The organism is Nonomuraea sp. AD125B, from assembly GCF_041402765.1.
GTDB lineage: Bacteria > Actinomycetota > Actinomycetes > Streptosporangiales > Streptosporangiaceae > Nonomuraea > Nonomuraea bangladeshensis.
In genome coordinates this window covers 1-22,208 of record NZ_JBGLOU010000015.1, presented here as the reverse complement: position 1 = coordinate 22,208, position 22,208 = coordinate 1, and the positions used below count along the sequence as shown (strand labels likewise).

24 protein-coding genes and 1 pseudogene are annotated in these 22,208 nt (G+C 68.4%); 9 read left to right on the top strand and 16 right to left on the bottom strand.

Annotated features, from left to right (window positions below; translation table 11 throughout):
- The first annotated feature begins 1 nt into the window (after position 1).
- On the top strand, positions 2 to 610 hold the full coding sequence (locus ACBR40_RS34025; protein ID WP_371251367.1) for a DUF1707 domain-containing protein: 609 nt from the start codon (positions 2 to 4) through the stop codon (positions 608 to 610).
- Here the strand turns inward: ACBR40_RS34025 and ACBR40_RS34020 are convergent, their stop codons facing one another.
- From ACBR40_RS34020 to ACBR40_RS34010, 3 genes are all read right to left on the bottom strand, one after another.
- Positions 611 to 1,555, bottom strand: a complete 945-nt coding sequence (locus ACBR40_RS34020) for a hypothetical protein (RefSeq protein WP_371251365.1) — start codon at positions 1,553 to 1,555, stop codon at positions 611 to 613.
- A 597-nt stretch (positions 1,556 to 2,152) separates the two neighbouring features.
- Positions 2,153 to 2,452, bottom strand: coding sequence for a multiprotein-bridging factor 1 family protein (locus ACBR40_RS34015; protein ID WP_371251364.1), 300 nt, complete (start codon positions 2,450 to 2,452; stop codon positions 2,153 to 2,155).
- Positions 2,449 to 2,634, bottom strand: coding sequence for a hypothetical protein (locus ACBR40_RS34010; RefSeq protein WP_371251549.1), 186 nt, complete (start codon positions 2,632 to 2,634; stop codon positions 2,449 to 2,451). Before ACBR40_RS34010 ends, ACBR40_RS34015 begins: the two co-directional genes overlap by 4 nt.
- A gap of 459 nt (positions 2,635 to 3,093) precedes the next feature.
- Between ACBR40_RS34010 and ACBR40_RS34005 the strand changes: the two genes are divergently transcribed.
- Together ACBR40_RS34005 and ACBR40_RS34000 are read left to right on the top strand one after the other, a co-directional pair.
- Entirely contained in the window at positions 3,094 to 3,678 is a 585-nt protein-coding gene (locus ACBR40_RS34005; RefSeq protein WP_371251363.1) for an RNA polymerase sigma factor, read from the top strand.
- Complete coding sequence (locus tag ACBR40_RS34000; RefSeq protein WP_371251362.1) at positions 3,671 to 4,861, top strand: CU044_5270 family protein; 1,191 nt, start codon at positions 3,671 to 3,673, stop codon at positions 4,859 to 4,861. The genes ACBR40_RS34005 and ACBR40_RS34000 overlap by 8 nt, the downstream gene beginning before the upstream one ends.
- 31 nt (positions 4,862 to 4,892) lie before the next feature.
- On the opposite strand, the gene ACBR40_RS33995 is transcribed toward ACBR40_RS34000, so the two are convergent.
- The gene (locus tag ACBR40_RS33995) at positions 4,893 to 5,312 is read right to left on the bottom strand and encodes a hypothetical protein (RefSeq protein ID WP_371251360.1); all 420 of its coding nucleotides are present in this window, start codon (positions 5,310 to 5,312) and stop codon (positions 4,893 to 4,895) included.
- Positions 5,313 to 5,473: 161 nt separating this feature from the next.
- Here ACBR40_RS33995 and ACBR40_RS33990 point away from each other — a divergent pair, with 161 nt between their 5' ends.
- On the top strand, positions 5,474 to 8,161 hold the full coding sequence (locus tag ACBR40_RS33990) for an AAA family ATPase (protein ID WP_371251359.1): 2,688 nt from the start codon (positions 5,474 to 5,476) through the stop codon (positions 8,159 to 8,161).
- On the opposite strand, the gene ACBR40_RS33985 is transcribed toward ACBR40_RS33990, so the two are convergent.
- Together ACBR40_RS33985 and ACBR40_RS33980 are read right to left on the bottom strand one after the other, a co-directional pair.
- A complete protein-coding gene (locus tag ACBR40_RS33985) occupies positions 8,154 to 9,146 on the bottom strand; it encodes a nuclear transport factor 2 family protein (RefSeq protein ID WP_371251358.1) in 993 nt (330 codons plus the stop codon). The two genes, ACBR40_RS33990 and ACBR40_RS33985, sit on opposite strands and share 8 nt — an antisense overlap.
- 390 nt (positions 9,147 to 9,536) lie before the next feature.
- Positions 9,537 to 10,175 carry a TetR/AcrR family transcriptional regulator C-terminal domain-containing protein gene (locus tag ACBR40_RS33980; RefSeq protein WP_344208241.1) on the bottom strand — a complete coding sequence of 213 codons (639 nt, stop codon included), beginning with the start codon at positions 10,173 to 10,175 and terminating at the stop codon, positions 9,537 to 9,539.
- A gap of 70 nt (positions 10,176 to 10,245) precedes the next feature.
- Here ACBR40_RS33980 and ACBR40_RS33975 point away from each other — a divergent pair, with 70 nt between their 5' ends.
- The 3 genes from ACBR40_RS33975 to ACBR40_RS33965 all read left to right on the top strand — a co-directional run bounded on the left by ACBR40_RS33975 (position 10,246) and on the right by ACBR40_RS33965 (position 12,736).
- Positions 10,246 to 11,556 carry an FAD-dependent monooxygenase gene (locus ACBR40_RS33975; protein ID WP_371251357.1) on the top strand — a complete coding sequence of 437 codons (1,311 nt, stop codon included), beginning with the start codon at positions 10,246 to 10,248 and terminating at the stop codon, positions 11,554 to 11,556.
- A gap of 287 nt (positions 11,557 to 11,843) precedes the next feature.
- On the top strand, positions 11,844 to 12,248 hold the full coding sequence (locus tag ACBR40_RS33970; protein ID WP_371251356.1) for a DUF6069 family protein: 405 nt from the start codon (positions 11,844 to 11,846) through the stop codon (positions 12,246 to 12,248).
- Between the two features lie 41 nt (positions 12,249 to 12,289).
- Positions 12,290 to 12,736, top strand: coding sequence for an SRPBCC family protein (locus tag ACBR40_RS33965; RefSeq protein WP_364459072.1), 447 nt, complete (start codon positions 12,290 to 12,292; stop codon positions 12,734 to 12,736).
- A gap of 153 nt (positions 12,737 to 12,889) precedes the next feature.
- Here the strand turns inward: ACBR40_RS33965 and ACBR40_RS33960 are convergent, their stop codons facing one another.
- Entirely contained in the window at positions 12,890 to 14,734 is a 1,845-nt protein-coding gene (locus ACBR40_RS33960) for a serine hydrolase domain-containing protein (RefSeq protein ID WP_371251355.1), read from the bottom strand.
- A gap of 165 nt (positions 14,735 to 14,899) precedes the next feature.
- On the opposite strand from ACBR40_RS33960, the gene ACBR40_RS33955 reads away from it, so the two are divergent.
- Positions 14,900 to 16,051, top strand: coding sequence for a sensor histidine kinase (locus tag ACBR40_RS33955; RefSeq protein WP_371251354.1), 1,152 nt, complete (start codon positions 14,900 to 14,902; stop codon positions 16,049 to 16,051).
- Positions 16,029 to 16,682 carry a response regulator transcription factor gene (locus ACBR40_RS33950; RefSeq protein WP_364459063.1) on the top strand — a complete coding sequence of 218 codons (654 nt, stop codon included), beginning with the start codon at positions 16,029 to 16,031 and terminating at the stop codon, positions 16,680 to 16,682. Before ACBR40_RS33955 ends, ACBR40_RS33950 begins: the two co-directional genes overlap by 23 nt.
- A 26-nt stretch (positions 16,683 to 16,708) precedes the next feature.
- On the opposite strand, the gene ACBR40_RS33945 is transcribed toward ACBR40_RS33950, so the two are convergent.
- The 9 genes and pseudogenes from ACBR40_RS33945 to ACBR40_RS33905 form a co-directional block, all read right to left on the bottom strand.
- A complete protein-coding gene (locus ACBR40_RS33945; RefSeq protein ID WP_371251353.1) occupies positions 16,709 to 17,110 on the bottom strand; it encodes a DUF3592 domain-containing protein in 402 nt (133 codons plus the stop codon).
- Between the two features lie 441 nt (positions 17,111 to 17,551).
- On the bottom strand, positions 17,552 to 18,742 hold the full coding sequence (locus ACBR40_RS33940) for an IS256 family transposase (RefSeq protein ID WP_371251352.1): 1,191 nt from the start codon (positions 18,740 to 18,742) through the stop codon (positions 17,552 to 17,554).
- A gap of 415 nt (positions 18,743 to 19,157) precedes the next feature.
- Entirely contained in the window at positions 19,158 to 19,622 is a 465-nt protein-coding gene (locus ACBR40_RS33935; RefSeq protein WP_371251351.1) for a HEPN domain-containing protein, read from the bottom strand.
- A complete protein-coding gene (locus ACBR40_RS33930; RefSeq protein ID WP_371251350.1) occupies positions 19,619 to 20,215 on the bottom strand; it encodes a hypothetical protein in 597 nt (198 codons plus the stop codon). The genes ACBR40_RS33935 and ACBR40_RS33930 overlap by 4 nt, the downstream gene beginning before the upstream one ends.
- A 247-nt stretch (positions 20,216 to 20,462) precedes the next feature.
- Positions 20,463 to 20,981 (bottom strand): type II toxin-antitoxin system RelE/ParE family toxin, encoded by a 519-nt coding sequence (locus ACBR40_RS33925; RefSeq protein WP_344208256.1) that lies wholly within the window; start codon positions 20,979 to 20,981, stop codon positions 20,463 to 20,465.
- Positions 20,982 to 20,984: 3 nt separating this feature from the next.
- On the bottom strand, positions 20,985 to 21,293 hold the full coding sequence (locus ACBR40_RS33920; RefSeq protein ID WP_371251349.1) for a type II toxin-antitoxin system prevent-host-death family antitoxin: 309 nt from the start codon (positions 21,291 to 21,293) through the stop codon (positions 20,985 to 20,987).
- Positions 21,294 to 21,349: 56 nt separating this feature from the next.
- A pseudogene (locus ACBR40_RS33915) lies at positions 21,350 to 21,454 on the bottom strand (peptide-methionine (S)-S-oxide reductase); the annotation flags it as partial.
- 16 nt (positions 21,455 to 21,470) lie between these two features.
- The gene (locus ACBR40_RS33910) at positions 21,471 to 21,887 is read right to left on the bottom strand and encodes a type II toxin-antitoxin system VapC family toxin (RefSeq protein WP_371251348.1); all 417 of its coding nucleotides are present in this window, start codon (positions 21,885 to 21,887) and stop codon (positions 21,471 to 21,473) included.
- Entirely contained in the window at positions 21,884 to 22,081 is a 198-nt protein-coding gene (locus ACBR40_RS33905; protein WP_371251347.1) for a hypothetical protein, read from the bottom strand. The genes ACBR40_RS33910 and ACBR40_RS33905 overlap by 4 nt, the downstream gene beginning before the upstream one ends.
- Positions 22,082 to 22,208: the final 127 nt, after the last annotated feature.

Genomic DNA, 22,208 nt, shown 5'->3' with positions numbered 1-22,208 from the left:
TATGGAAAACCTCCCCTCGCCCAGGGACCCTCAGCCGTCACACCTCCGCGCCTCGGACAACAACCGGGAGCAGATCGCCGCCGTGCTCGGCGAAGCCATGAGCACCGGCCAGCTGAGCCACGAGGAGTACTCCGAACGCCTGGACAAGGTCTACCTGGCCAAGACCGTGGGAGAGCTCCAGCTCCTCACCCATGACCTCCAGGCCGACCAGCGCCACCCGGTGGCCCCCAGCCTGGTCTCCAACCCGCCGGCCACGGAGTCCGCGCCCGAGAACGTCGTCGCCGTCTTCGGCGGCAGCGAGCGCAAGGGTCGCTGGCGCGTACGGCGCCGGACCACGGGGCTGGCCCTCTTCGGTGGCGTGCGGCTCGATCTGACCGACGCCGAGTTCGAGGCGAGGGAGATCGAGATCAGGATCAACGCGATCTTCGGCGGGGCCGAGATCATCGTTCCCGAGGGGATGGAGGTGCGCAGCGAGGGCATCGGGATCTTCGGCGGCTTCGACGTGCACGGCAGCGCGGACGTCGATCCGTCGGCGCCGGTGCTGGTGGTGAAGGGCCTGGCACTGTTCGGCGGGGTGAGCGGCAAGCCACGCCACCGGCGCAAGCGCTGATCAGCCCGCCCGCCAGAGGGCGGCGTGGGAGACCTCGAAGGCGTCCTTCTCCTCCGAGGTCACCGAGCCCACGGCGTAGACCTGGCTCGTACCGGGCCGCCGGGCCAGAGAGCTGACCTTCGCCGCGTACCCGGCCGGCGCGGGCACCCGGTGCCGGGTCCAGCGCCCGTCGGACAGATGCCAGAGCAGGTCGCCGCGGCCGAGCACCCACAGGCCGCCCCTGCCGTCGGGCTCCGCCTGGCCGAACCTGGCCATCCGCCCAGCAGGACGCCCCGCGGTCGACCCCAGCGGGCCCCAGTGGCAGGTCCACGACCTCCCGTCCCAGTGCAGGGCCACCGGGCGGCCCCTTTCCAGTGGCTCGCCCTCGTCGTCGTACTCGTGCTCCATCAGCCACGAGACCCCGCCCACGGCCCAGACGTCATCGGGACCGATCACGGCGACGTCCCGGAGCACGCTGCCCGACACCTCGTGGTCCGGCGTCTCGAGCACGGGCACCCCGATCAGGCGCCACCCCGCCTGCTCCCAGCGCATCGCCACCGGCTGCCCGCTGTGCTCCCCGGTCACCGCCCAGACCTGCTCGCCCTCCGCGCCGAGCGCGCCCGCCCGCGCGGGCAGCTGATGGTGGTGCCATTCCCGCCCCGTCCACAGCAGCCCCACCTGCCCGTTCACCGCCCACGTACGGTCCGCTCCGAGGGATCGCGCGGAGGTGTAGGCCCACCCGATCGCATCGGCCGCCGGCTTCGCCAGCGCCTCCGAACGCCACCGGCCGCCCTCGTACGTGCCGATGAACCCGATCGTGTCCGCCCCCTTCCTGTCACTGGACTGACCGAACACCCAGGCGCGATCCGCCGAGGCCGCGGCGAGCGCCACGATCGACTGCCCACCACGACGGGGAAGGGAAGGAACCTCGAACGCCTGCCACGCGCCGCCATCCCGACGACGCACCCCTCCGCGCTCCTTCTCTCCCCAGAAGGTGGTCCAGAGCGCACCGTCCGCGGCCACGGCGAGCAGGCCCATGGATCCGCGGGCCCGATCGACCCAGAGCGTACGCCACGCCGTCGCGACCTCGGACGCACGCAGATCATCGCGCCCCTCCGGCGGCAACCCGCACCTCGCCGGCCGAGCCGGCAACGCCTGAAGCTCCGCAACCCCGACCGGACGCGGCGAGATCACGTCGCCGACGCGGTCAGGCGAGTGCGTACGCCCGACAGGGCCCGCATCGGGACTCCACGCACAACCGGCGGCTACGACCACCACCAGCACGGCCAGCACCCGACCCGCCGCTCTCATGCCGGGAGTCTCGCACGCCGAAGCTTTGCCGGCCACGTCTACTGTCACCGCAGCTCTAGTGACTACCAGCCCTGATGCAGATCGTTCGGCCTCCGATTCCACCACCATCGGTCCCCGTTCCCCTCCGCGAGGGCCGCCAGTACCGCGCAAGCTCAGCGGTACGGATCATTTGGCGATCGTCGGGAGTGAGACTCCCGGCCAGAGCCTCCGCCTCACTCTCACTACGCGCGCTGTGAGGCGCGGTCATCAGGCTCAGGCTACGGGAGCACGCGGGTTGATCCGCACCTCCAGATCGGCGTCCAGAGCCTTGGCCAGTCGCTCGAGGACCGGCAGCGTCGGCACGGTGCCTCCTCCTTCAAAACGAGCCACTGCCGACTGCGTCATGTCAGCCGCGCGAGCCAGCTCACTCTGGCTCCACCCGCGAGATTCCCGCATCTGTCGTACTGCCCTACCGAGTTCGAAGGCGAGACGAGCCGCATCGTAAGCCTCGGCCGCCCCGGGCTCGGACAGTCGTCGGTCACGGAGATCAGCCCAATCGGTCCGCTCGGTCATCGCCACTCCTCGTCCACCGAGTGCGCCCCGTCCTTGCAGCGGATCAGTGCCCGCCGCGCCCGGTCCACTTCTCGATCTTCCCTCATTCGCGTTTTGTGGAAAACCGTCAGGAGGATGATCCGCCGATCCGACGTGATCCAGTAGCTGACTCGCATTGTCAGGTCATCAAGGTAGAACCGCAGCTCGCGCAGCTTGCCATCGAGCTGTCGCGTGTACGGTTCTCCCAGTAACGGGGCCTTCCGCTGCCAGCAGATCTATGTAGAAGGCCGCCCGCGCGAACGACTCCGCCGACAGCTTCTCCAGCCACTCCCGAACTTCCGGTTCCAGTTCCACCTACCCCAGGCCATAGCAACGATGCTATGGCCAAGAGAACTCCCCGATCAGGCGATCGCCAGAATTTGACCACGCAAAGCGATTCATCCACTACCCTTCGCCACTCCGGTGGGCAGAAAGGGCGACAGGTCGATGAGGAAGATCGCGCTGGGCCCGCGCCAGGCGTGACTCGAGCTTTCGCCAGCGCAGCCCTACCCCGCCACAGTGTGCCCAAGGAACCTGCAACCTGGGAGCGGCCTTCGGGATAGAGGGGGTACAGCAAGCACCTTGGACCCGGAGGACCCGATCATGAAGCGACACACCGCCCCGTGGCTACGGCCAGAGTGGTGAGTCGGCCTACGGAGAAGCTCGGCGATGCGGAACTGGTCGCCGCCTCTTCGGAAGACCCCGAGGCATTCGGCGAACTGTTCCACCGTCACGCCCCGCGACTTCACGCCTACATCAAACGTCGCCTCGGGCGCACTCTCGCCGATGACATCGTGGCGGAGGCTTTCGCCACCGCGTTCCGGCAGCGGGAGCGATTCGACGGGCGAGCAGAATTCGCCGCGTGGCTATGGGGCATCGCCAGCAATCTGACCGCCAAGCACCATCGGCAGGAAACCCGTATGTTCAGGGCGTTCGCCCGAACAGGCGTGGACCCGGCCGAGGACGGCATCGCCGAGCTGGTCAGCGATCGCATGACCGCCGCGGCGCAGGGCCCTCATCTGGCGAAGGCCCTCGCCGCACTGAGCTCCCAGGATCGCAGCGCCATTCTGTTGCTGGCCTGGGGCCAGCTGTCGTACGCCGAGATCGCGGCGATTCTGGATCTGCCCCTCGGCACCGTCAAGGCCAAAATTCACCGGGCTCGGACGAAACTCCGCAAAGCCCTCCCGGGGGAGAACAACGATGGATGAACTCGACGCACTCCGGCAGATGCGGACGACGCTGGCCCAGGAGGAGGCCCCGGACCAGCTCGCCCTGCGTGCCAACTGGCGCTCTGATCCTCCCCGACGTTCCCGCCGCAGCTTCAGAGTTCCGATGATGAGCATGATGGCGACGACCGCACTGGTCGCGGCGGCCCTGGCCACCATCTCTCTGACGTCGGACCGGGACCAGCCGGTCCGTTTCGGCGAGAACGGAAGCCCTCAGGCCCCGGGCAACGCCCTGCTGGTGGCCGCCGCCAACGTTCAGGAAGGGCCGACCGGCAAGTACTGGCACACCACCCGTATCGCCGGGAAGATCTACGCGGTCGGCGAGAACGCGGCGGACCACTACAAGGTCGAGTCGAGGATGCAGTACGACGACTGGACCGATCAGCGCGGCAAGTCATGCTTCGCCGTCCAGGACTTGCCTGCCCGCCCGTGGACCGCCCGCGACAGGCAGAAATGGCGGAAAGCGGGAGCTCCCATGAAGGTGCAGGTGGCGACCGCGGACGGGCCGGGCACCCTGTTCTTCGAAACTCCGAAAAGCAGGCAACCGTGCCGCAGGGTGGACGATCGACGATTCTTCGGCATGACACCGCAACAGCTGGCCGCGCTGCCGACCCAGCCCGAACAGTTGGAGAACGCGCTGCTGGATCTCAAAGGCAATTGGGAGGCGTACGCTCCGGTCGTCACGAGGCAGCCGATGCGGGCCCTGCACGGTGAGAAGCGCGTCCGAGCGCTGAGTGATGTGGCCGGCACCTTGCTGGCCGAGGCGCTCGTCCCGCCGGCGGTACGGGCGGCCGCGTTCCGGATGCTCGCCACCCTGCCCGGCGTCAAGGTCGAGAGCAGGACGACCGACCCGTTGGGCCGTCCTGGAGTGGTGATTGCCCTGCCATTGGAGACGACCGTCCCCCTCGGCCTCTTCACCGCACCCAAGCAGCTCGGTACCTACCGACGCCAGTGGATCATCGACCCTGACAACGGAACACTGCTGGCCATGCGCGATCTCGTGGCGACGCCGCCGCACGGCTCCCGCGATCTCCCCCCGGGAGACGACGGCAAGCCCCGCCGCCTGACGACCGAGAGTCAGCCAGACCGTTTTCACGAGCCCGGCGAGGTGTCGGAGTACGAAACTTATGAGGTCGCCGAATGGGCCGACGAGGCGCCGAGCTGAAATATCCGGAGTCTCACAGTCCGCAGCTCGTTCAGGCCTTGCGGAGCCCGGCGAACTGCAGGCCGGTGAAGCCCGCCACCACTGCCGCCTGGACGACCACGAAGGCCGTGCCCAGACCGGTCAGCGGGAACCATCCGGCGATCAGCATCTCCGCACTGGCCGCCACCCAGGCCACGTTGACCACCATCACCGCGATCACCGCCGCCCTGTTCACCACCGGACGCGCCGCAAGGTGGAGGAGGGTCGCGGCGAAGGCGACCAGGAACGCGCCGACCGGCACGAGGAACGCGGCGGGCAGGCCGAACATCGAGCCGAAGATCGCTGCGACCGCCAGGAAGACGAGGCCGTTGGCGCCCGACCCGATGGCGTCCTGCTTGAGCGCGAACCGCAGCAGCTTGGCCCCGGTGTCGGAGTCGGCGGCAGTAGTGGGCGCGGTGGCGTGAGCGGCCATGATCAGATCCTTTCGGTGCGGGACGCTGTCGTCCCTGTGCTGACGAAATTACGCAGGCCGACGCCGCGCCGAATCTGTCATCGTGACGGTAGTGTCCGGTCACGCTCTCCCGCTCGCACCGCCAGGCCGGAGCTATGTCCGCGTTCCGCTAGATTTCGGCCATGCTGTACGGGCGGGCTGCGGAGCAGGCTCAGGTGGATCGGCTGCTGGCGAACGCGCGTTCCGGGCGCAGTGGCGCATTGGTGGTACGCGGCCAGCCGGGCATCGGGAAGACCGCGTTGCTCGGCCACCTGACGGAGCGGGCCGCGGGGGTGCGGGTGCTCCACGGGGTCGGCATCGAGTCCGAGGCGGAGTTGCCGTACGCCGCCCTGCATCTGCTCCTGCGTTCCGAGCTTCACCGGATCGACATGCTGCCCGAGGCACAGGCGGCGGCGCTGCAGGGCGCGCTGGGGCTGGGGGCGGCGGCTCCGGAGAACCGGTTCCTCGTCGGGCTGGCCGTGCTCAGCCTGCTGGCCGAGGTCGCGGGCGACGGGGCGCTGCTCTGCCTGGTCGACGATGCGCAGTGGTTCGATCGGGCGTCCATCGACGCGCTGGTGTTCGTGGCGCGGCGGCTGGACGCGGAAGGCATCGCGCTGGTGTTCGCGGGCAGGGAGGAGTTCCACCCACAGGGGCTGCCCGAGCTGTGGCTGGACGGTGTGGACCGCGACGCCGCCGTCGCGCTGCTGGCCGAGTCGGCCAGGGATCTGGCGCCGAAGGTGCGTGACCGCGTCCTGGACGAGGCGGGCGGCAATCCCCTCGCGCTCATCGAGCTGCCGTCCACGCTCACCTCGGAGCAGCGGGCCGGGCAGCTGAACCCGTTCACCACCATTCCGGTCGCCAACCGGGTGCAGCAGGCCTTCCAGCAGCAGATCAGGGCGCTGCCCGACAGGGCTCAGGCCCTGCTCGCGGTGCTCGCCGCCGACGACACAGGTGATCTCGGCATCGTGCTGCGCGCCGCGGAGTCCTTCTCCGCCGGGGTGGCGGACCTGGAAGCGGCCGAGCAGGCCAAGCTGGTCACGGTGAACGGGGCCGTGGTGGCCTTCAGGCACCCGCTCATCAGGGCCGCCGCCTACCAGAACCTGCCGTTGACGTCGCGGCTGGCCGTACGGCGTGCGCTCGCCGAGGTGCTCGACGGCGGCGAGCACGCCGACCGCAGGGCCTGGCATCTGGCCGCGGCGACGACCACGCCTGACGAGGACGTCGCGCGCGAGCTTGAGCTGGCCGCGGAGCGGGCGCGCACCCGTTCCGGCTTCGCGGCCATGGCCGCGGCCTACGAGCGGGCCGCCGAACTCACCCCCGACACCGCCAAGCGGTCGGTACGGCTGGCCGCCGCGGCCGTGGCGGCCAGCGACGCGGGCCAGCCGACCCGCGCGGGCTCGCTGGCCGACCGGGCCAGCGAGGAGATCCAGGACCCGCTGGCCCTCGCTCACCTGATCCAGGTGCGCGCCCATCGGGAGTTCGAGCAGGGCAGCCAGGCCGCGGCCGGCGAGCTCATCATCGCCGGCGCGGAGCGGGTCGCCAGGCTGGACGCCGAGCGGGCGGCCTACCTGATCGTGGAGGCGGTGCGCTGCGGATGGTACGCCGGTGACCCGGGCCTGGCGGAGCAGGCGGCAGGACTGCTCAGGGCCCTGCCCGAGATCGGCTCTCCGCTGGTGAGCGGCGCGCTCGGGCTGGCCGCGCTGGTCAACGGCGACCTGAAGGATGCGGTCACGCTCATGCAGGAGCTGGTGCTCGCTCCGGATCTGTCCGCGCTCCAGGTGCCAGGCATGCTCTTCATGGCCCAGCTGTGCGCGCCCGTCGGGCGCTACGGTCAGGGCGAGGCCGCCGCGGCGCGCGTCGAGGCCGAGTGCAGGGCCCACGACATGGGCGGCTGGCTGACCACCGCCGTGGAGACCCGGCTGCAGGCGCAGATGCTGCTCGGCAGGTATCGCGAGGCGGCGACCAGGCTTGAGGAGATCATCCCCGTGACCGGCGACCTGGGGCAGCGGAACGGAGCGGTGGCGCTCACCGCGCTGCTCGCCCTGGCGCGCGGCGAGCTGGGCGACGAGCAGGGTTGCCGGACGGCGGCCGCGGCCGTCTTCGAACAGGCGGAAATGCGCGGGCTCCGCACGGCCGAGGCGGTCGCGTTGGCCGGGCTCGGGCGGCTGGAGCTCGCGCTGGGCCGTCCGAAGGCGTCGCTGGAGCTCCTGGAGAGGATTTCGGCCGCCAACGCGCCGGTGTCCGTCTTCGTGGCCCCTGACCGGATCGAGGCCGCCGTCAAGGCCAGGGAGCCCGAGCGGGCGCGCGAGCCCCTGGCGTACTACCTGAACTGGGCGGCCGGCGTCGGCGTGCCGTCCGCCGACGCGGTCGTCCTGCGCTGCCGCGCCCTCGTCGAGAACGACGAGGACCTGTACGAGGAGGCCCTGCGGGCGCACGAGCAGGGCGAGCAACCACACGAGCAGGCCCGCACCCGGCTGCTCTACGGCGAGTGGCTACGGCGGGCGCGCAAGCGGGCCGCCGCCCGCGCCCAGCTGCGCGCCGCCCTGGAGACCTTCGACCGGCTCGGCATGATGCTGTGGGCCGAGCGCGCCCGCGCCGAGCTACGCGCCACCGGCGACGTCCCCGCGGCCCCGCGCCAGGCGGACGATCCGCTCAGCGTCCTCACCACGCAGGAGAGGCAGGTGGTACGGCTGGCCGCCGCGGGCGCGTCCAACCGCGACATCGCGGCCCAGCTGTACCTCAGCCCACGCACCGTCGGCTACCACCTCTACAAGGCCTTCCCCAAGCTGGGGATCTCCTCGCGGGCGGAGCTGGCCGCGATCGCTACCTGAGCCTGCCGTACAGCTCGGTGATCTTGGCTTCGTCGGCGACAAGCGGCAGCTGGTCGAAGGTCAGGGCCCACTCGTTCGAGATGTCACCGTTGTCGCCGACCCGCTCGATGATGCCGAAGCTGACCAGGTCGGTCTGACCCTTGGGCAGGAGCGTTCCGTACCATTCCAGGTACGTCGCGCCGTCGACCTTGACGGCCTGACCCGGCTGCAGCTGGACATCGCTGACCTGGTCGAAGAACCTCTTCAGGTAGGCGAGCTTGCCCTGCCTGGTGCGCAGCGTGCCACCGTTCAGGCCAGGGGCGGACAGCGGCGCGCCAGTGAGGCGTTCCACCAGCGCCTCCGCGTTCTCGCCGTTCCATGCCTCGGCCCGGGCGACGAGCTCATCGGGGCTGAGGACCGGCTTACGGCCCTGGTCGGGGGTGCTGCCGTCGGCGATGCCGGCGAACAGGTCGGGCAACCCGGGGTCGAGCGGCTTGAACCAGGTGTGCCGGTCGTAGTAGCGACGGCCCTGGTCGACCTTGCCACCGTCGGTCAGCTGGACCCGGTAGACCGCAGGATAGGTGACCTCGTGTCCCTTGATCGTGGCCTCGTTGTGCGCTTCGAACATGACGGCGGGACCGTTCACGGCGATGCGCGTGCCACGGAAGCGGAAGTCGGGGACCAGGCTGAGCGATCCGCTCATCGACTTTCTGATGGCCTCCTCACCTTGGATCAGCGGCGCGCTCGCCTTCGCCGGCTCCCACAGCGTCGCGTCCTTGGCCCAGATCTCGGCGTAGGCATCCACCCGGTCGGGGGTGGTGACCTTGCCGAACGTGATCTGCCGCTTGATGAAGGTGCAGGCGTTGGGCGAGACCCAGCCGCTGATGGAGGTGACCTCCGGCCGCGCCTCCGCGCAGCCCACCGTTCTGTCCCAGCCTCCCCCGGTCGCCTGCGCCGGCCCCGTGATCGTGCAGAGCGCCAGCACCGCCCCGACTGCGAGGCCCATCCCCGCAACCCGCGTCGCCTTCATGACCTGCCCCTTTCGATGTTCTTTCAGGTGCCACCGAAATTAGGCCGATCCTCTTCACGGCAAATCTGTCAACGTGACGGTAGTCAGACGCACCGCACCAGGTAGGTCATGGAAGCGCCATCGGGTCCGACTGTCTTCGCCCTCACGGAAGCCGGTCCTCGCGCGCCGTCCCGCCCGTGGGGATCAGTCGGTCTGCGAGCCAATACGACCTCCCACCAGCCGGATTCGGCTGAGACGGTGTTCCTCCAAGGAACGCCGGAACTTGAAGTCCAGGCCGTAGGCCTCATCCGCGGTGACCCATGACACCGACACCCCTGCCTGTAACGCGCGCTCCATCACGTACTCGCGCAGGTCGAGGCATGGCGATCAGCGGTGCAGCCGCGCTGCGAGTCCGTCGAGGACGATGTCGAGGTGCCGCGCGAACCGTGCGTGGCGGTCGTCGGGCAGGCGACCCACGGCTTTGATCAGGTCGGCCCCCTCGCCCAGCCAAGCATCGCGACCGGCGGCTGAGTATCGACCTGGGGAAGCCTCGTCCGACTGCACTCGCTCCTGTTCCTCGATGACGAACCCGACGACGAACGCGGTGACCACGTCGATGGCATCGTCGGCATCGACGAGGGTGAATCCGGCCGCCACGAAGCGCGCGAGCCAGGTTTCCTTTGCTTTCACCACGTCCGGGTCCGACAAGCGCGTGCCGCTGAAGATGCGAGCCCCGTCCCGATGGCGCAGGTATTCCATGCGCAGAATGCGGCCGTAGTCGGCGAGGTTGGCCCGCCAGCCGGCGCCGGGCGGGATCTCCGACAGCGCGTCCGTCACGCGGCGCATCACGAACGTGCTCATCTCGTCGAGCAGTTCCTGTTTGTTGCGGACGTGCCAGTACAGCGCGGGTGCTTGCACATCGAGCCGCGCAGCGAGCGCACGGACGGTGAGTGCGTCCATGCCCTTCTCGTCGAGCAGCTCGAGCGCTGCCGCCACGATCCGCTCCTTGTTGATGCCCTTTGCCACGGTTGACACCTTAACAAAGTTCAGGCACGCTTGCTCCAGGCGAGTTGAACTTAGTTAAGGAACTGCGGCCATGCGGCTCCCGGAGGCGACGGAGCGGCTGCCTGCCAAGCGTCATGAGCCTCGCCTCCGTCATCGGAACAACCAGCCAGATCAGGAAGAGGGGAACACCATGCAGAAGCGTGCGTTGGTCGTCGGTCTGGGAATCGCGGGAATGTCCGCGGCGATCGGGCTGCGCCGAGCGGGATGGACGCCCGTGATCATCGAGCGGGCTGCCGAGCGTCGAACTGGGGGCTACTTCATCTTCCTGTTCCCGGAGGGCCGACAGGCCGCTGCCGACCTGGGCATCGCCGACCACCTGCACACCCGCAACCCGGCATGGAAGGAGGGCGGGAACACCTGGGCGCTGGATCGTCGCGGCAATCCGAAGCCGGAACTGGGGTTCCTGGACCAGCCTGGTCCGGCGGCGGTGTTACGTGGCGACATCGAGGCCGCGCTGTGGCAGAGCATCACCGACGATGGCGTTGAGGACCCGGTCGAGGTGCGGTTCGCCACCACCCCGATCGAGATCATCCAGGGCGTCGACGGAATACAGGTCCTGCTCGAAGACGCCGGTTCCGGCGCGCAGCACCGCGAAACGTTCGATCTTGTGGTCGGAGCGGACGGGCTGCGCTCGACCGTGCGCCGGATGGTGTTCGGCCCGGACGAGGATTACATGATGGATTGGAACGCGATGGTGTGCGCCTTCCAACTCAAGGAGCACGTGCCCTCGTTCGCTCCGACCGACACCGTCGTCGTCCCGCGCGCCGGGCGCGCGGCGTGGGTGTTCGGGTTCGCTGATCACGCGCCCACGACGCTGCTGACGTACCGGACCGATGACATCCAGAAGCAGTTCAGCGGGCCGCGGATCGAGCAGCTGCGGTCGGTCTACTCGGGAATGGACGACCCGGTGGTGCGCCACATCCTGGACTCCCTGGAGGATGCCCCCGACGTCCTGTTCGACTCCGTTCACCAGGTGAAGATGCCGCGGTGGAGTTCGGGCCGGGTGGTCCTGCTCGGTGATGCGGCGTGGTGCCTGACCACCTACTCGGGTATGGGCGCTTCGGCCTCGCTGTGTGGCGGCGCTGCTCTCGGCAAGGCCGTGCAGGAGCACCCCGACGATCTCGACGACGCTCTGAACGCGTGGGAGGCCGGGCTTCGTCCGTTCATCACCGAGCAACAGCGCACCGCGAAAATCAAGCAGCAGAGGTTCGTCCCTTCGAGCAAGCCGGCAGCGGCGCTGCGCGCGCTCGTCCTCGGTGTTGCCCGCAGGATCGTTCACCGGCGGCTCGTCGCCGAGTCGTCTGAACGTCCGGCTCCGATCGTGTCCGGCACGGCTCGGTGACGACATCCACTGCGGGAGGCCGGTCCCGGAGAGGCAGCCACGGCGACGGCTGATGTTCCGCATCCTCACGTTGATCGCAGTAGTCGCATTTCATCTGCGTCTGGCTGGGCGGGGTCTGGCCGTGGGCGTCGACGACGCCTTGCCGGCGAAGAAGTCCGGTCAGCAGCCAGTTGTCCGGCCAGCGACCGAGGCTTCCTGATCGGGGAACAGCCGTCACTCGTCGGCGGGGATCGGCCATCGGATCGCTACCCGTTGCGGCCGTCAGCCGCTGACCCGAAGGAACCTTCGTGATCACCAAGTCCATCGCCCGCGGATTCGGCTTTGCCGTGCTGACCGCCACCGGCGGTGCCGGCCTACTCAACGCCCTGATCGCGCTCGCCGCGCAGGCTCTCGGTGCGGACTCTGCTGTCGTTCCAGGTCTGACCCCACCTGCCTACCTTTCGTTGACCCTGATCGGCGTCATCCTGGGTGCTACGGGATGGACGATCGTGCGCCGCTTCGCCGAAGACCCCGCCAGGATCCTGTCCTGGCTGGTGCCGCTGGTCATGGTCATCTCGCTGATCCCCGATGTGCTGATCGCGCTGTCCCTGGATTCGGTCGGCGGCATCGCCTTGGGCCTCATGCATTTCGCGGTCCTCTTCGTCGCTCTTGCGACCTTCCGGCGCTTCCTGCCCCTGCCCGAGACCCGGTGACGTCGGCTCCCCGCAACCTACGTGATGAACAAGAGGACACCATGCTTCACTACGCCGTTTCTGCCTTCTCCGCAGCGCCCCGGGAAGCGATTTGGGCGCTACTTGTCGATGCCGAGTCGTGGCCGAGGTGGTCGTCACTGGGCGACCTGGATCGAGAGCGCTCGGCAGACCTCGATCCGGCCGGCCGTGATCAGGTGGGAGCGGTTCGCGCATTCCGCAAGGGCAAGAACGTCAGCCGGGAGCAGATCACGGAACTGCAGGAGCCGGCCTTGTTCGCCTACGAGGCAGAGTTCCTGCCGATCATCCGTGACTACCGGGCCCGGGTCGAACTGAAGCCCACTGACGGTGGGACTCTCATCCATTGGCAGGGTCAGTACACCACGTCGTGGTGGTCGCGCTGGTTCGCGCAGCGCTTCTTGCAGCGCCTCGTACAGCGGCTGGCCGACGACCTCGCCGCGCACGCCGGCCAGCAGAACAGCCGTACGTGACGACAGCGATCGTGGAGAGCGGAGAGTCGCTGACGCTGCTCTCCGGAGGCATCGCGCCTCCCTCGATCTGCACGGCGGGCTGCCGGGCGCCTGATCCGGCTGCGCCGGCGGTCAGCCCGGCCGGGCAGCTCACCGCCCCAGGCGGTTGAGTGATCACAGGTGCCAGCCGAGCAAGTTCCAGTGCTGGCAGAACCAAAGGAGGGCCAGCAGCCCAGCCAGTACGAGCACCTGATGGCCGCGGGCCAGGACGCCCGCGCGCCGCCAAGCCCTCACGGTCATGGCGACCGCGGCGACGGTGAGGGCGAGGACCAGCAGCGGCAGCACCAGCAGGACCTGGACGTTGGTCGGCACGCCGTACAGGATGCTCGTGTCGCCGGTCAGAACCAGCGTGAACAGCACCACGAACACCAGCCCGGCCGCGGCGGCGAGCCCAGTCAGGACACGCCCGGCGCGCCAGACCCGCGAAACGGCACGCTTCCTGGCCGGACGGACCACAGCGGCCACCGGCAGGCCGAGCACGGCGGTCAGTGCGGTGACGGCGAACAGCAGGACGACGACGGCATTGACCGGCGGGGTGTCCCACCAGGGGACGCGCTGGTAGGCGGGGCCGTCCGTGGCCACGTACGCGACACCGCTCCCGCCGGTCACCAGCGCCAGCCGCTGCGTGCCGCCGTTCTGCTGGTAGAGCCCAGGCCCCAGCGGGCTCCACGTCGAGCCTCCGAAGATGAGCTTCCCGCCTTCCACCCGCAGCCGGGTGGAACTGGTCAGGGCGACCACCTTCTCGATGCTGGACTCCGCGGACCTGGTGAGCTTGTAGAAGCCCTCGACAGGCACGACGGGAGCACCGCCGTCGGGCACGGCGCGCTCCCCAGGCAGGAAACGGTCGAAGAAGGCAGGAATGATCTTGGTCATGGCGTCGGCCCCGCCGAGACTGTTCGTGGAGACGAACAGGCCGAGGCCGGCGTCGGGCACCAGCAGCAACGCGCTCTGGAAGCCCTCCCAGCCGCCGTCGTGCATGAGCACGCGATGCCCGTTGAGTGTCTGCTCCTTGAACCCGTGGGCGTACCCGTCGATGCGCGGATCGGCCGCGAACGTCCGCCGGTGCATGAGCCGGGCCGTCGGCTCGTCGAGGATGCGCCGGTCGCCGAAGCGTCCGTCCAGCAGGTGAGCGATCATGAAGTGGGCCATGTCGTTCGCGGTGGCACTGATCGACCCGTCGGGGGCGAGGTTGTCGAAGACGAACGGCTTGCGCCGATACGCCCCGTCCTCGTAGTCGTAGCTGCGCGCCAGATCCGCGGCCAAGGGGGCGGGAACGGGCTCGGCGGCCGTGCTGTGCCGCATCGCGAGCGGGTCGAGGATGTGGTCGCGCACGTACTCGTCATACGGCTGCCCGCTCACCCGCGCCACGATGTGTCCGGCCAGCGCCGCCCCATAGTTCGAGTACGCCGACACCTCGCCGGGCGGACGCACCCGCGCGGGCATGTTGTCGGCGAGATAGTCCGCCAAGGGCGGCACGTCGTCCTTGCTCCGCGACCCCACGCCGATCGTGCGGTCCTCGAACCCGGCCGTGTGGTCCATCAGGTCCTGCAGCGTGATCGGCCGGGGGTAGGTCACAGGGATCCGGAACGCGGTGAGGTAGCGGTTCAGGTCCGCCTTCAGGTCCAGCTTGCCCTGCTGAACCTGCTGCATCACCGCGGTCCAGGTGAAAAGCTTGGTGATCGAGGCGATCCGGACCATGGAGGTGGCCGGGTCGAAGGGCCTGCGGTTCTCGACGTCGGCCAGCCCGTACCCCTTGCTGAAGAGCAGCTTCCCGCCGCCCACCACAGAGACGACCGCGCCCGGCACGTGGTCGGCCGCCAGCCCGTCCGCCACCGCGGCGTCGAAGAAGGCGGCCAGAGCGCGTTCGTCCGGAATCTCGGCAGCTGCCGCGGCGGGACGCGGCACGAGGATCATCAGCGCCGCGCACACCGCGACGAGCATCGAACGGAAGACATACACGGGCGGCTCCTGACCTTGTCGAGGCCATCCACGATGCGGCCGGCGAGGGCGCGGCCGCATCGCCATCGCGGCCATGGGCGTCTCCGACGAAAGTCGGAGACGCCCGGCGTCCAGCGCCGACGCCGGTATGAGGTGGTGCGCCGCCGCCCTGGCTACGCTGGACCGATGCTGTCGTTACGCGCGGCGCTGCGGCGGATGTCCGCGCTCGGGCCACACGCGATCAACGCGGCCTCCGTGGCGCTCTGCCTGTTCCTCACCGTCCTGGCGGTCAAGACGCCGTGGGCGCCGCTGCCGCGACCCGTCATCGCCGTCGCCGGGCTGGCGGGCACGGGTGCGGTCTGGTTCCGGGGCCGCTGGCCGGTGGCGGTGGCCGTCACCGGGGCGGGCGCGTACGTGCTGTCGGGCAATCCGGGGCCGCTGCTGATCAGCCTGTTCTCCGGCGCGGGCAGGCGTTTCGCGGCGCTGGCGGCGATCGGCATGGCGGGGTTCCTGGCCCAGCAGTGGGTGGACGGCGGCCGGTTGGGCCCGGACGCGCTGATCTCGGCGGCGACCGCGACCGGGGTCACGCTGGCGGCAGGGGCGTACGCCACCACCCGCCGCGAGCTGACCCGATCGCTGCGCGAGCGCGCCGAACGCGCCGAGGCCGAACAGCGTCTGCGCAACGAACAGGCGAGGTCCGCCGAGCGCGGCCGGATCGCCCGGGAGATGCACGACGTGCTCGCGCACAAGGTCACGCTCATCTCGCTGCATGCCGGCGGCCTCGAGGTGAACGCGAGCGCAGGGCCGGAGCGCATCGAGCGGGAGGCGGCGCTGATCAGGGTCAGCGCGCAGGAGGCCCTCGAAGAGCTGCGCAAGATCCTTGGCGTGCTGCGCGCCGGGCCCGACGATGACGACGACGGCTTCCCCGACCTGCGGCGGCTGGTGGACTCCTGGCGATCGGCCGGCGGGACCGTCACCCTGCACGGCGACATCGGCACGTGGCCATCGGAAACGGCCAGAGCCGCGCATCGCCTCGTCCAGGAGGGCCTGACCAATGCGCACAAGCACGCCCACGGGGCCCCGGTCACGGTCACGGCGACCGGGAGCAGGGAAGACGGCGTCACGATCGCGGTCACCAACGGACCATCGCTCCAGCCGAGTCTGGAGACCGGCGCCGGGGTCGGTCTGGTGGGCCTGGCGGAGCGCTTCCGGCTGATCGGCGGAACGGTGCGCGGCGGGCCGGACGATGCGGGAGGCTGGCGTCTGGAGGGCCGGCTGCCGTGGCACGCCACGGACGCATCGCCGAGGGAATCACATGATCAGGACACTGCTGGTTGACGACGAGCCGCTGATCCGCGCGGGACTGCGGTTCATCATCGAGTCCGCACCCGACGTGGAGGTCGTGGGCGAGGCCGAGGACGGCAACCAGGCCGTCGACGCGGTCCGCCGCCTGGGGCCCGACGTCGTCCTGATGGACGTCAGGATGCCCCGGTACGACGGCCTCGCCGCCACCGGGGCCATCCGCCGGCTCGCACGGACACCCGCGGTGATCATCCTCTCCACGTTCGACAGCGACGAGCACGTCTTCACCGCCCTGGAGGCGGGGGCCTGCGGGTTCCTGCTCAAGGACACCTCGCCGCACGACCTGATCCAGGCCATCCGTCTCGCGCACGGCGGCGACTCGATGCTGTCTCCGCGGATCACTCGGCGGCTGATCCACCGGCTCACCACCGACCAACCCATCCGGCGCCGCCGTGACGCGCTCGCCCGGCTGGAGACCCTGACCGGACGCGAGCGCGAGGTGCTCGTCGAGGTCGGGCTCGGCCACTCCAACACCGAGATCGCAGCCCGCCTGAACATGAGCGAGGCCACGGTCAAGAGCCACATCTCCCACCTGTTCGTCAAGCTCGCCGTCACGAACCGCGTACAAGTGGCCATCGCCGCCTACCGCGCCGGCCTGGTCGACTGACCACTCCGATGCCGCAGTAGCCGTCCTCACAACCAGGAACTGGCCGTGAAGACAAGGGAGACCACCAGGACGACCGCTCCAACGATCAGGAACAGCACGCTGTGAAGCACGCCACTGCCGACCGCCCCGTCCAGACGGACACGCTGGGGTCGCCCAGGGTCGTAGACCACCATGACTTGCTGGCCCACGCGAACCGGCGACGGGTTGAAGCCCAGGTCCGACTCGGTCTCCACCACGAAGCCCTGCAACGTCCGGAACCGCAGTGTGGGGTAGTACACGCGGTGGCCGCCGGACCGGCGCAGTCTCACGACGACGCCCGGCACCCGCGTCCCGTGCCGCCGCAGCCACTGCCCGACGGTGATGACACGGACGCTCGTCCCGATGAACACCGCTCCGAACACGATCCCGAACAATGGCACGATGCTCATGTCCACTGCCTCCCCATCTCGTCCGAGGGCCTGCACCGCCGAAGCCCGACCCGGTCGATCACCTGCCGGTGACAGCGTCACCGGAAGCCATCAGAAGGAGCGATGGGATCGCGGCAGCTTGCCGGACGCCTTGTGGTCCTTGCGATTCCCCGGCATGGACCGCACTGGTGCTCTCATGTCCCGGCGCATCACGCTTCTCCGCGACGGCCCGGTGTGATTCACGGCAGTAGGATTCCGGGCCACGATTGCAAACGGCTTGGATCTTGCTGCAGGATGCCTGACCGTTTCGCGGCGGCGGGACGCGCCGCCTTCGCCGAGTGGCTCGCCGTACAGAGGTCTACGCCTCTGCACCGGCCCGTGGCTCGACATCCGGGTGGCGGATGGGTCACGTCCACGAACGTGGTGTATGAATCGATCTTCGAGTGATCCTGTTTCTGCAGGTTAAGCGGTAAGTGTCTGCGGAATCGGGTTGGCGGTCGGTGTGTCGCTGGTGATGAGTCGGACCCGGGCTTTGGCGAGGACGTCCAGGCCCATGTAGCGGCGGGCTTCGGTCCATTCATCGGTCTGCTCGGCCAGCACCGCACCGACCAGGCGGATGATCGCGGCCCGGTCGGGGAAGATGCCGACCACGTCGGTGCGACGGCGGATCTCTTTGTTCAGCCGCTCCTGCGGATTATTCGACCAGATCTGCCGCCAGGTCTCACGGGGGAAGGCAGCGAAGGCCAGCAGGTCCTCCCGGGCGGCGTCCAGATGCTCGCACGCGGCTGGATACTTGGCCTCCAGAGCGTCGATGACCCAGGCGTGCTGGGCACGGACCTGCTCGGAGGTGGGCTGATCGAAGATGGTGCGCACCAACGTGGCCACCCACGGCTGCGCTGACTTCGGGACGCAGGTGAGCAGGTTGCGCAGGTAGTGCGTGCGGCAGCGCTGCCAGGCCGCGCCGGGCAGGCTGGCGCCGATCGCCTCGACCAGGCCGCGGTGGGCGTCCGAGATGACCAACTGGACGCCGGACAAGCCGCGTGCGACGAGGCTGCGCAGGAAAGCGAGCCAGCCGGCGCCGTCCTCAGCGGAGGTGACCTCCAAGCCGAGCACCTCGCGCTGACCGTTGGCGTTCACGCCGGTGGCGACCAGGGCGTGGACGTTGATGGTGCGCCCGCCCTCGCGCACCTTCTGCGTCAGCGCGTCCAGCCAGACGAACGTATACGGGCCGGCCATCTGGCTGACTTGGCTTTTAGAGATGTGTTTGATGCCGAGCTGCTCGATGAGCTTGTCGACTCTGCGCGTGGAGACCCCGAGGAGGTAGCTGGTGGCGACGACGCTGATCAGCGCCTGCTCGGCTCGCCGCCGGCGTTCCAGCAGCCAGTCAGGGTAGTACGAGCCGGACCGGAGCTTTGGGATGGCCAGCTCGATGGTGCCGGCGCGGGTGTCCCACTCGCGCGCCCGGTAGCCGTTGCGGGAGTTGGTCCGCTCGCTGCTGCGCTGTCCGTAAGAGGCCCCGCACAGGCCGTCGGCCTCGGCCGACATCAACGCTTCAGCCATGGTCTTCACCATGGATCGCAACAGATCCGGGTCGTCGGTCTCGATCTGCCGCGCCAGCCACTGGGCGGGCGTCACACTGTTGTCGACGGCCATCGTCTGGTTCTCCTTCGATCTTGAACTTGCTACTCGAAGGATCACTCGATGGCCGTCTTCATTTCACGACGCCACGCCTGTGACCAGGCCAAACTCGTACACTACTCCCGTGGACGCAACCGGCGGATGTGGAACTGTCCGACGGCAGGCATCTGGACCACCGGCTGATCCGCCGCCGGACTGTAGGAACCGAATGAAGTCCGGGCAGCGGGACGGCTCGTTCCCATGGCTGGGGAGGAGCCGTACAGCGAGAGGTGCGGAGCTACTCCTCGGCCGGGATCAGGCCCGTCTGGCAGGCGCCCCACTCGAATGGGTCACCTAGTTTGCCGTCGGTGCCCCCGATCCCGCAGTACCCGTTCCTGCCTCAGAACCGTGGCCGATGGCAGCGCTTTGCTGGTGTAGCGAGAAACCGCCGTCAGAAAGGCTGCATCTGATCGATCACCTTCGTCGAGATCTCCACGATCACCTCGACCTTGGCCAAGTCGGCTCTGACGTCATCGGCACTGAAACGGGGGGAGCCCAGGCGCGGGTACTCTGCTTCGTTCCGTCGCCGCCGCATCCGGTCGAAAGACCGCAGACTCTGCCCCAGCGGTGGATCAAGCTGTGCACTGACCGCCTCATACACGGCGATGTGCCCGCCTCGGCTACTGGCCCGAAGACCTTGGTTCTCCAGTACGGCGCACAGAGCCTTGCGAGCCGCGTCGTAGAGCAGTTGGTAGGCGCCGATCGGATCCGATTCCATTGCAAGGCGAGCCGTCGCCATGTGTTTGCGGGCCTGAGTCAGCAGTTCCTCCGCCTGTGCGCGGCTCGCCGCCACTTTTTCGATCTCACCACGGCCGAGCATGCCTTCAAGGGCAGCGCGCCCCTGCTCCCATCTCACCGGCTCTCCCTCTTCTCAATCTTGAGTCGGACAAGCGGCCGAGATCTGACCGTTTCCAGGAAGGGGTCGCCGCCAGATGCCTCCCAGTCGTCGCGGCTGAGCCGACGTATGTTCACCTCTCTGCCGAGTTGCCGCTCCGCGGCCCTGGCGGCCTCGTAAAGATCGTCCTCATCGGCGGCTCCGACAACCAGGACGTCCACATCCTTCGGTACTCTTCCCGGCTCGCCCGAGTAGCGCGCGGCCCAGGAGCCGTAGATGTACGCCTCCTCAACAGCAGCGATTTCGGAGAGCCGCTCACCGAGCACCGCCACCGGGCCATACGTCAAGGCGAGCAACTCGGTCAGCGGGCGGGCCACGACCACGTCGGTGTCCGCCTGGACCATCCGCAGGTTGCCGATCCTGCGCTCGATGAGCAAACCCGCAGCAGCGAGACGATCGACTTCGCGAGTCACCGTAGGGGCCGAGACGCCGAACCTCTTCGCCAGCTCAATTAGGGGGTACTCCTCACCTGGGTGCAGAAAGAGCCAGGCCAGGAGCTCCCCCTGAAATGGAGAGCGCAGCAGCGGAAGCAAGACGGATGGCGGCTGTTTCATAACCTGAAACATAGCTTGCAGCTTACGCAAGTCCCAGCGTCCGCGCGCCGGAATCGACATCCGCGTCCGCGTGCCGCGCGAACGGTCTCAGCGGAGTTCAGATGCGGGTTGCAAACTCCATCTGGCAGACATCCGTGGACGGGTCACCCAGCTTGACGTTGGTGCCCCCGATCCCGCAGTACCCATTGGGCACTTTGTACAGGTACTGCTGGCGGTGGCGCTTCGCTTCAGGCAATAGATGCACGACCTAATGAGCCTTGGACCGGTACTCAGCCCACCTGTCGACCGCCTCTTGAAGGTCAAGAGCGGCAACGGCCTCACGCGCCATCCCGGCCGTGAAGATCAACCGGTCCGCGAGCCAATCCGGAACCGGTTCTCTAGGAGGTGCGTTCTCCACCCTCATGTGATCGGCCAGCCTGCCAAGGCGTTCGATCACCTGACCGAGCTGGATGATCTCGGGACGGCCTGCACCCACCTCGCGGACCCTCGCCGTCGCCTCCGCGTACACCTCCGCGTCGGCACGCTCACCGACAGCCCACACCTCGCAGATCTCCACTGACTTGTCCTCAGTGACGCGATAGACGACACGCCAGGTGTTGCGACCGACAACCAGTTTCCGGAAGCTGGTCAGCTCCCCGCCGAGTGGGTAACCAGCTTCAGGATTGTCCACCAGGAGGAGGATCTTCTTGAGCACTTTGGGTACCGCGTCTGGGCCAATGCGCCGGAGGTCGTCGACTGCCGGCGCGGTGAAGACGACGTCCGACACGGTTCACTCATCGTCCGGGAGGGCGGACAGCGACTCTCGAGTATGCCTGAAAGCGGCAAGCACCTCGTCGAACGAGACCCGCTCTCCCGTATCCGTGACCGACCGAGCGAGCACCAGCGCCAGATCACGAAGATCAGCCGCCGCCTCCTCCAACTCATTGAGCCGGCGAATGCTCACCACCGCCGCCACTGGCTGATGCCGACGGGTGACCACCAGATCGGTCCCCTGCTCTGCATCAGCCACCAGGCGGGCAACGCCTCGCTGGGCCGCCTCTGTGACGCTCAGTTCAGTGGCGTCGCGCAGAACAGTCATGCATCAACTGTACAGGTTTCTGTTCAGAACCGCAGCGGTCTTGGCGGAGCATCGGTTCATGCCTCGCCGGAGGTCAAGCCGACCGGACAGGCCACGCCCGTGCCGCCGATCCCGCAGTACCCATTAGGCACTTTGTACAGATACTGCTGGTGGTAGCACTCAACTTCAGGTCGCAATTCACAAGGTCTCTGGCAGGAGGAGAAGCGCGCTGGTGTGGCTCGGACGGACTACTGTGAAGTGACGGCGATCAAGCGTTGCGACCTCCGAAACGTTGAGCCGTTCAGCAACCGCGATCACGGATGCGTCGACCGCGCCCAGAGGAAGACTCGCGTACAGCTCAACCAAGTCGCTCATCCGGTCCACATCCTGCTCGGTGAGATCGACCAGTGTCAGACCTGACCCGAAGGTCCGCAAGGAGGCCGCCTCCGCTTTGCTGCCCTGTCGCCTCTCGACCAACTGGCACACCTCCGTGACAACTGTGGAGGGGACGAGCAGCGAGCCAGGGTAAGTCCTCAGAAGCCGTGCGCACGCATCGTGGTGCTTGTCTTGGCCGTTGAGCGCCGCGACCAGCGGCCCTGAGTCAAGAACGATCACAAAGAGTGATTGTCCTCCGACCGCAAGATCTCCTCGGCACGTTCCGCAAAATCGGGCTCCGCATCCAGCATGCCGATGAACGGCAAGTCGCGAACAGTTTGCGGCTCATCGAGTTGATCCCGGACCAGGCGAAGCAGAGGCGCGACCTTCTCCTCAGGCAGCCGGTCCACCAGATGATGAAGCTCCTCGCGCATTGAATCGCCCCGGGTTCGATGGAGACCTCAGCGGTTGATTGCTAGGGCTTCGTTGGGGTGGTGCTGGGCGTAGTAGATGGCCTCGAACTCGTCGGGCGGGAGGTGTCCGATGGCTGAGTGCAGGCGG

Excerpts from the sequence above, each read along its gene's own strand:
- ACBR40_RS34025 (WP_371251367.1), top strand. The coding sequence starts at position 2 with ATGGAAAACCTCCCCTCGCCCAGGGACCCTCAGCCGTCACACCTCCGC.
- ACBR40_RS34015 (WP_371251364.1), bottom strand. The coding sequence starts at position 2,452 with ATGACCGAGCGGACCGATTGGGCTGATCTCCGTGACCGACGACTGTCC.
- ACBR40_RS34000 (WP_371251362.1), top strand. The coding sequence starts at position 3,671 with ATGGATGAACTCGACGCACTCCGGCAGATGCGGACGACGCTGGCCCAG.
- ACBR40_RS33995 (WP_371251360.1), bottom strand. The coding sequence starts at position 5,312 with ATGGCCGCTCACGCCACCGCGCCCACTACTGCCGCCGACTCCGACACC.
- ACBR40_RS33990 (WP_371251359.1), top strand. The coding sequence starts at position 5,474 with ATGCTGTACGGGCGGGCTGCGGAGCAGGCTCAGGTGGATCGGCTGCTG.
- ACBR40_RS33985 (WP_371251358.1), bottom strand. The coding sequence starts at position 9,146 with ATGGGCCTCGCAGTCGGGGCGGTGCTGGCGCTCTGCACGATCACGGGG.
- ACBR40_RS33975 (WP_371251357.1), top strand. The coding sequence starts at position 10,246 with ATGCGGCTCCCGGAGGCGACGGAGCGGCTGCCTGCCAAGCGTCATGAG.
- ACBR40_RS33965 (WP_364459072.1), top strand. The coding sequence starts at position 12,290 with ATGCTTCACTACGCCGTTTCTGCCTTCTCCGCAGCGCCCCGGGAAGCG.
- ACBR40_RS33955 (WP_371251354.1), top strand. The coding sequence starts at position 14,900 with ATGCTGTCGTTACGCGCGGCGCTGCGGCGGATGTCCGCGCTCGGGCCA.
- ACBR40_RS33950 (WP_364459063.1), top strand. The coding sequence starts at position 16,029 with ATGATCAGGACACTGCTGGTTGACGACGAGCCGCTGATCCGCGCGGGA.
- ACBR40_RS33945 (WP_371251353.1), bottom strand. The coding sequence starts at position 17,110 with ATGAGCATCGTGCCATTGTTCGGGATCGTGTTCGGAGCGGTGTTCATC.
- ACBR40_RS33940 (WP_371251352.1), bottom strand. The coding sequence starts at position 18,742 with ATGGCCGTCGACAACAGTGTGACGCCCGCCCAGTGGCTGGCGCGGCAG.
- ACBR40_RS33930 (WP_371251350.1), bottom strand. The coding sequence starts at position 20,215 with ATGAAACAGCCGCCATCCGTCTTGCTTCCGCTGCTGCGCTCTCCATTT.
- ACBR40_RS33920 (WP_371251349.1), bottom strand. The coding sequence starts at position 21,293 with ATGACTGTTCTGCGCGACGCCACTGAACTGAGCGTCACAGAGGCGGCC.
- ACBR40_RS33905 (WP_371251347.1), bottom strand. The coding sequence starts at position 22,081 with ATGCGCGAGGAGCTTCATCATCTGGTGGACCGGCTGCCTGAGGAGAAG.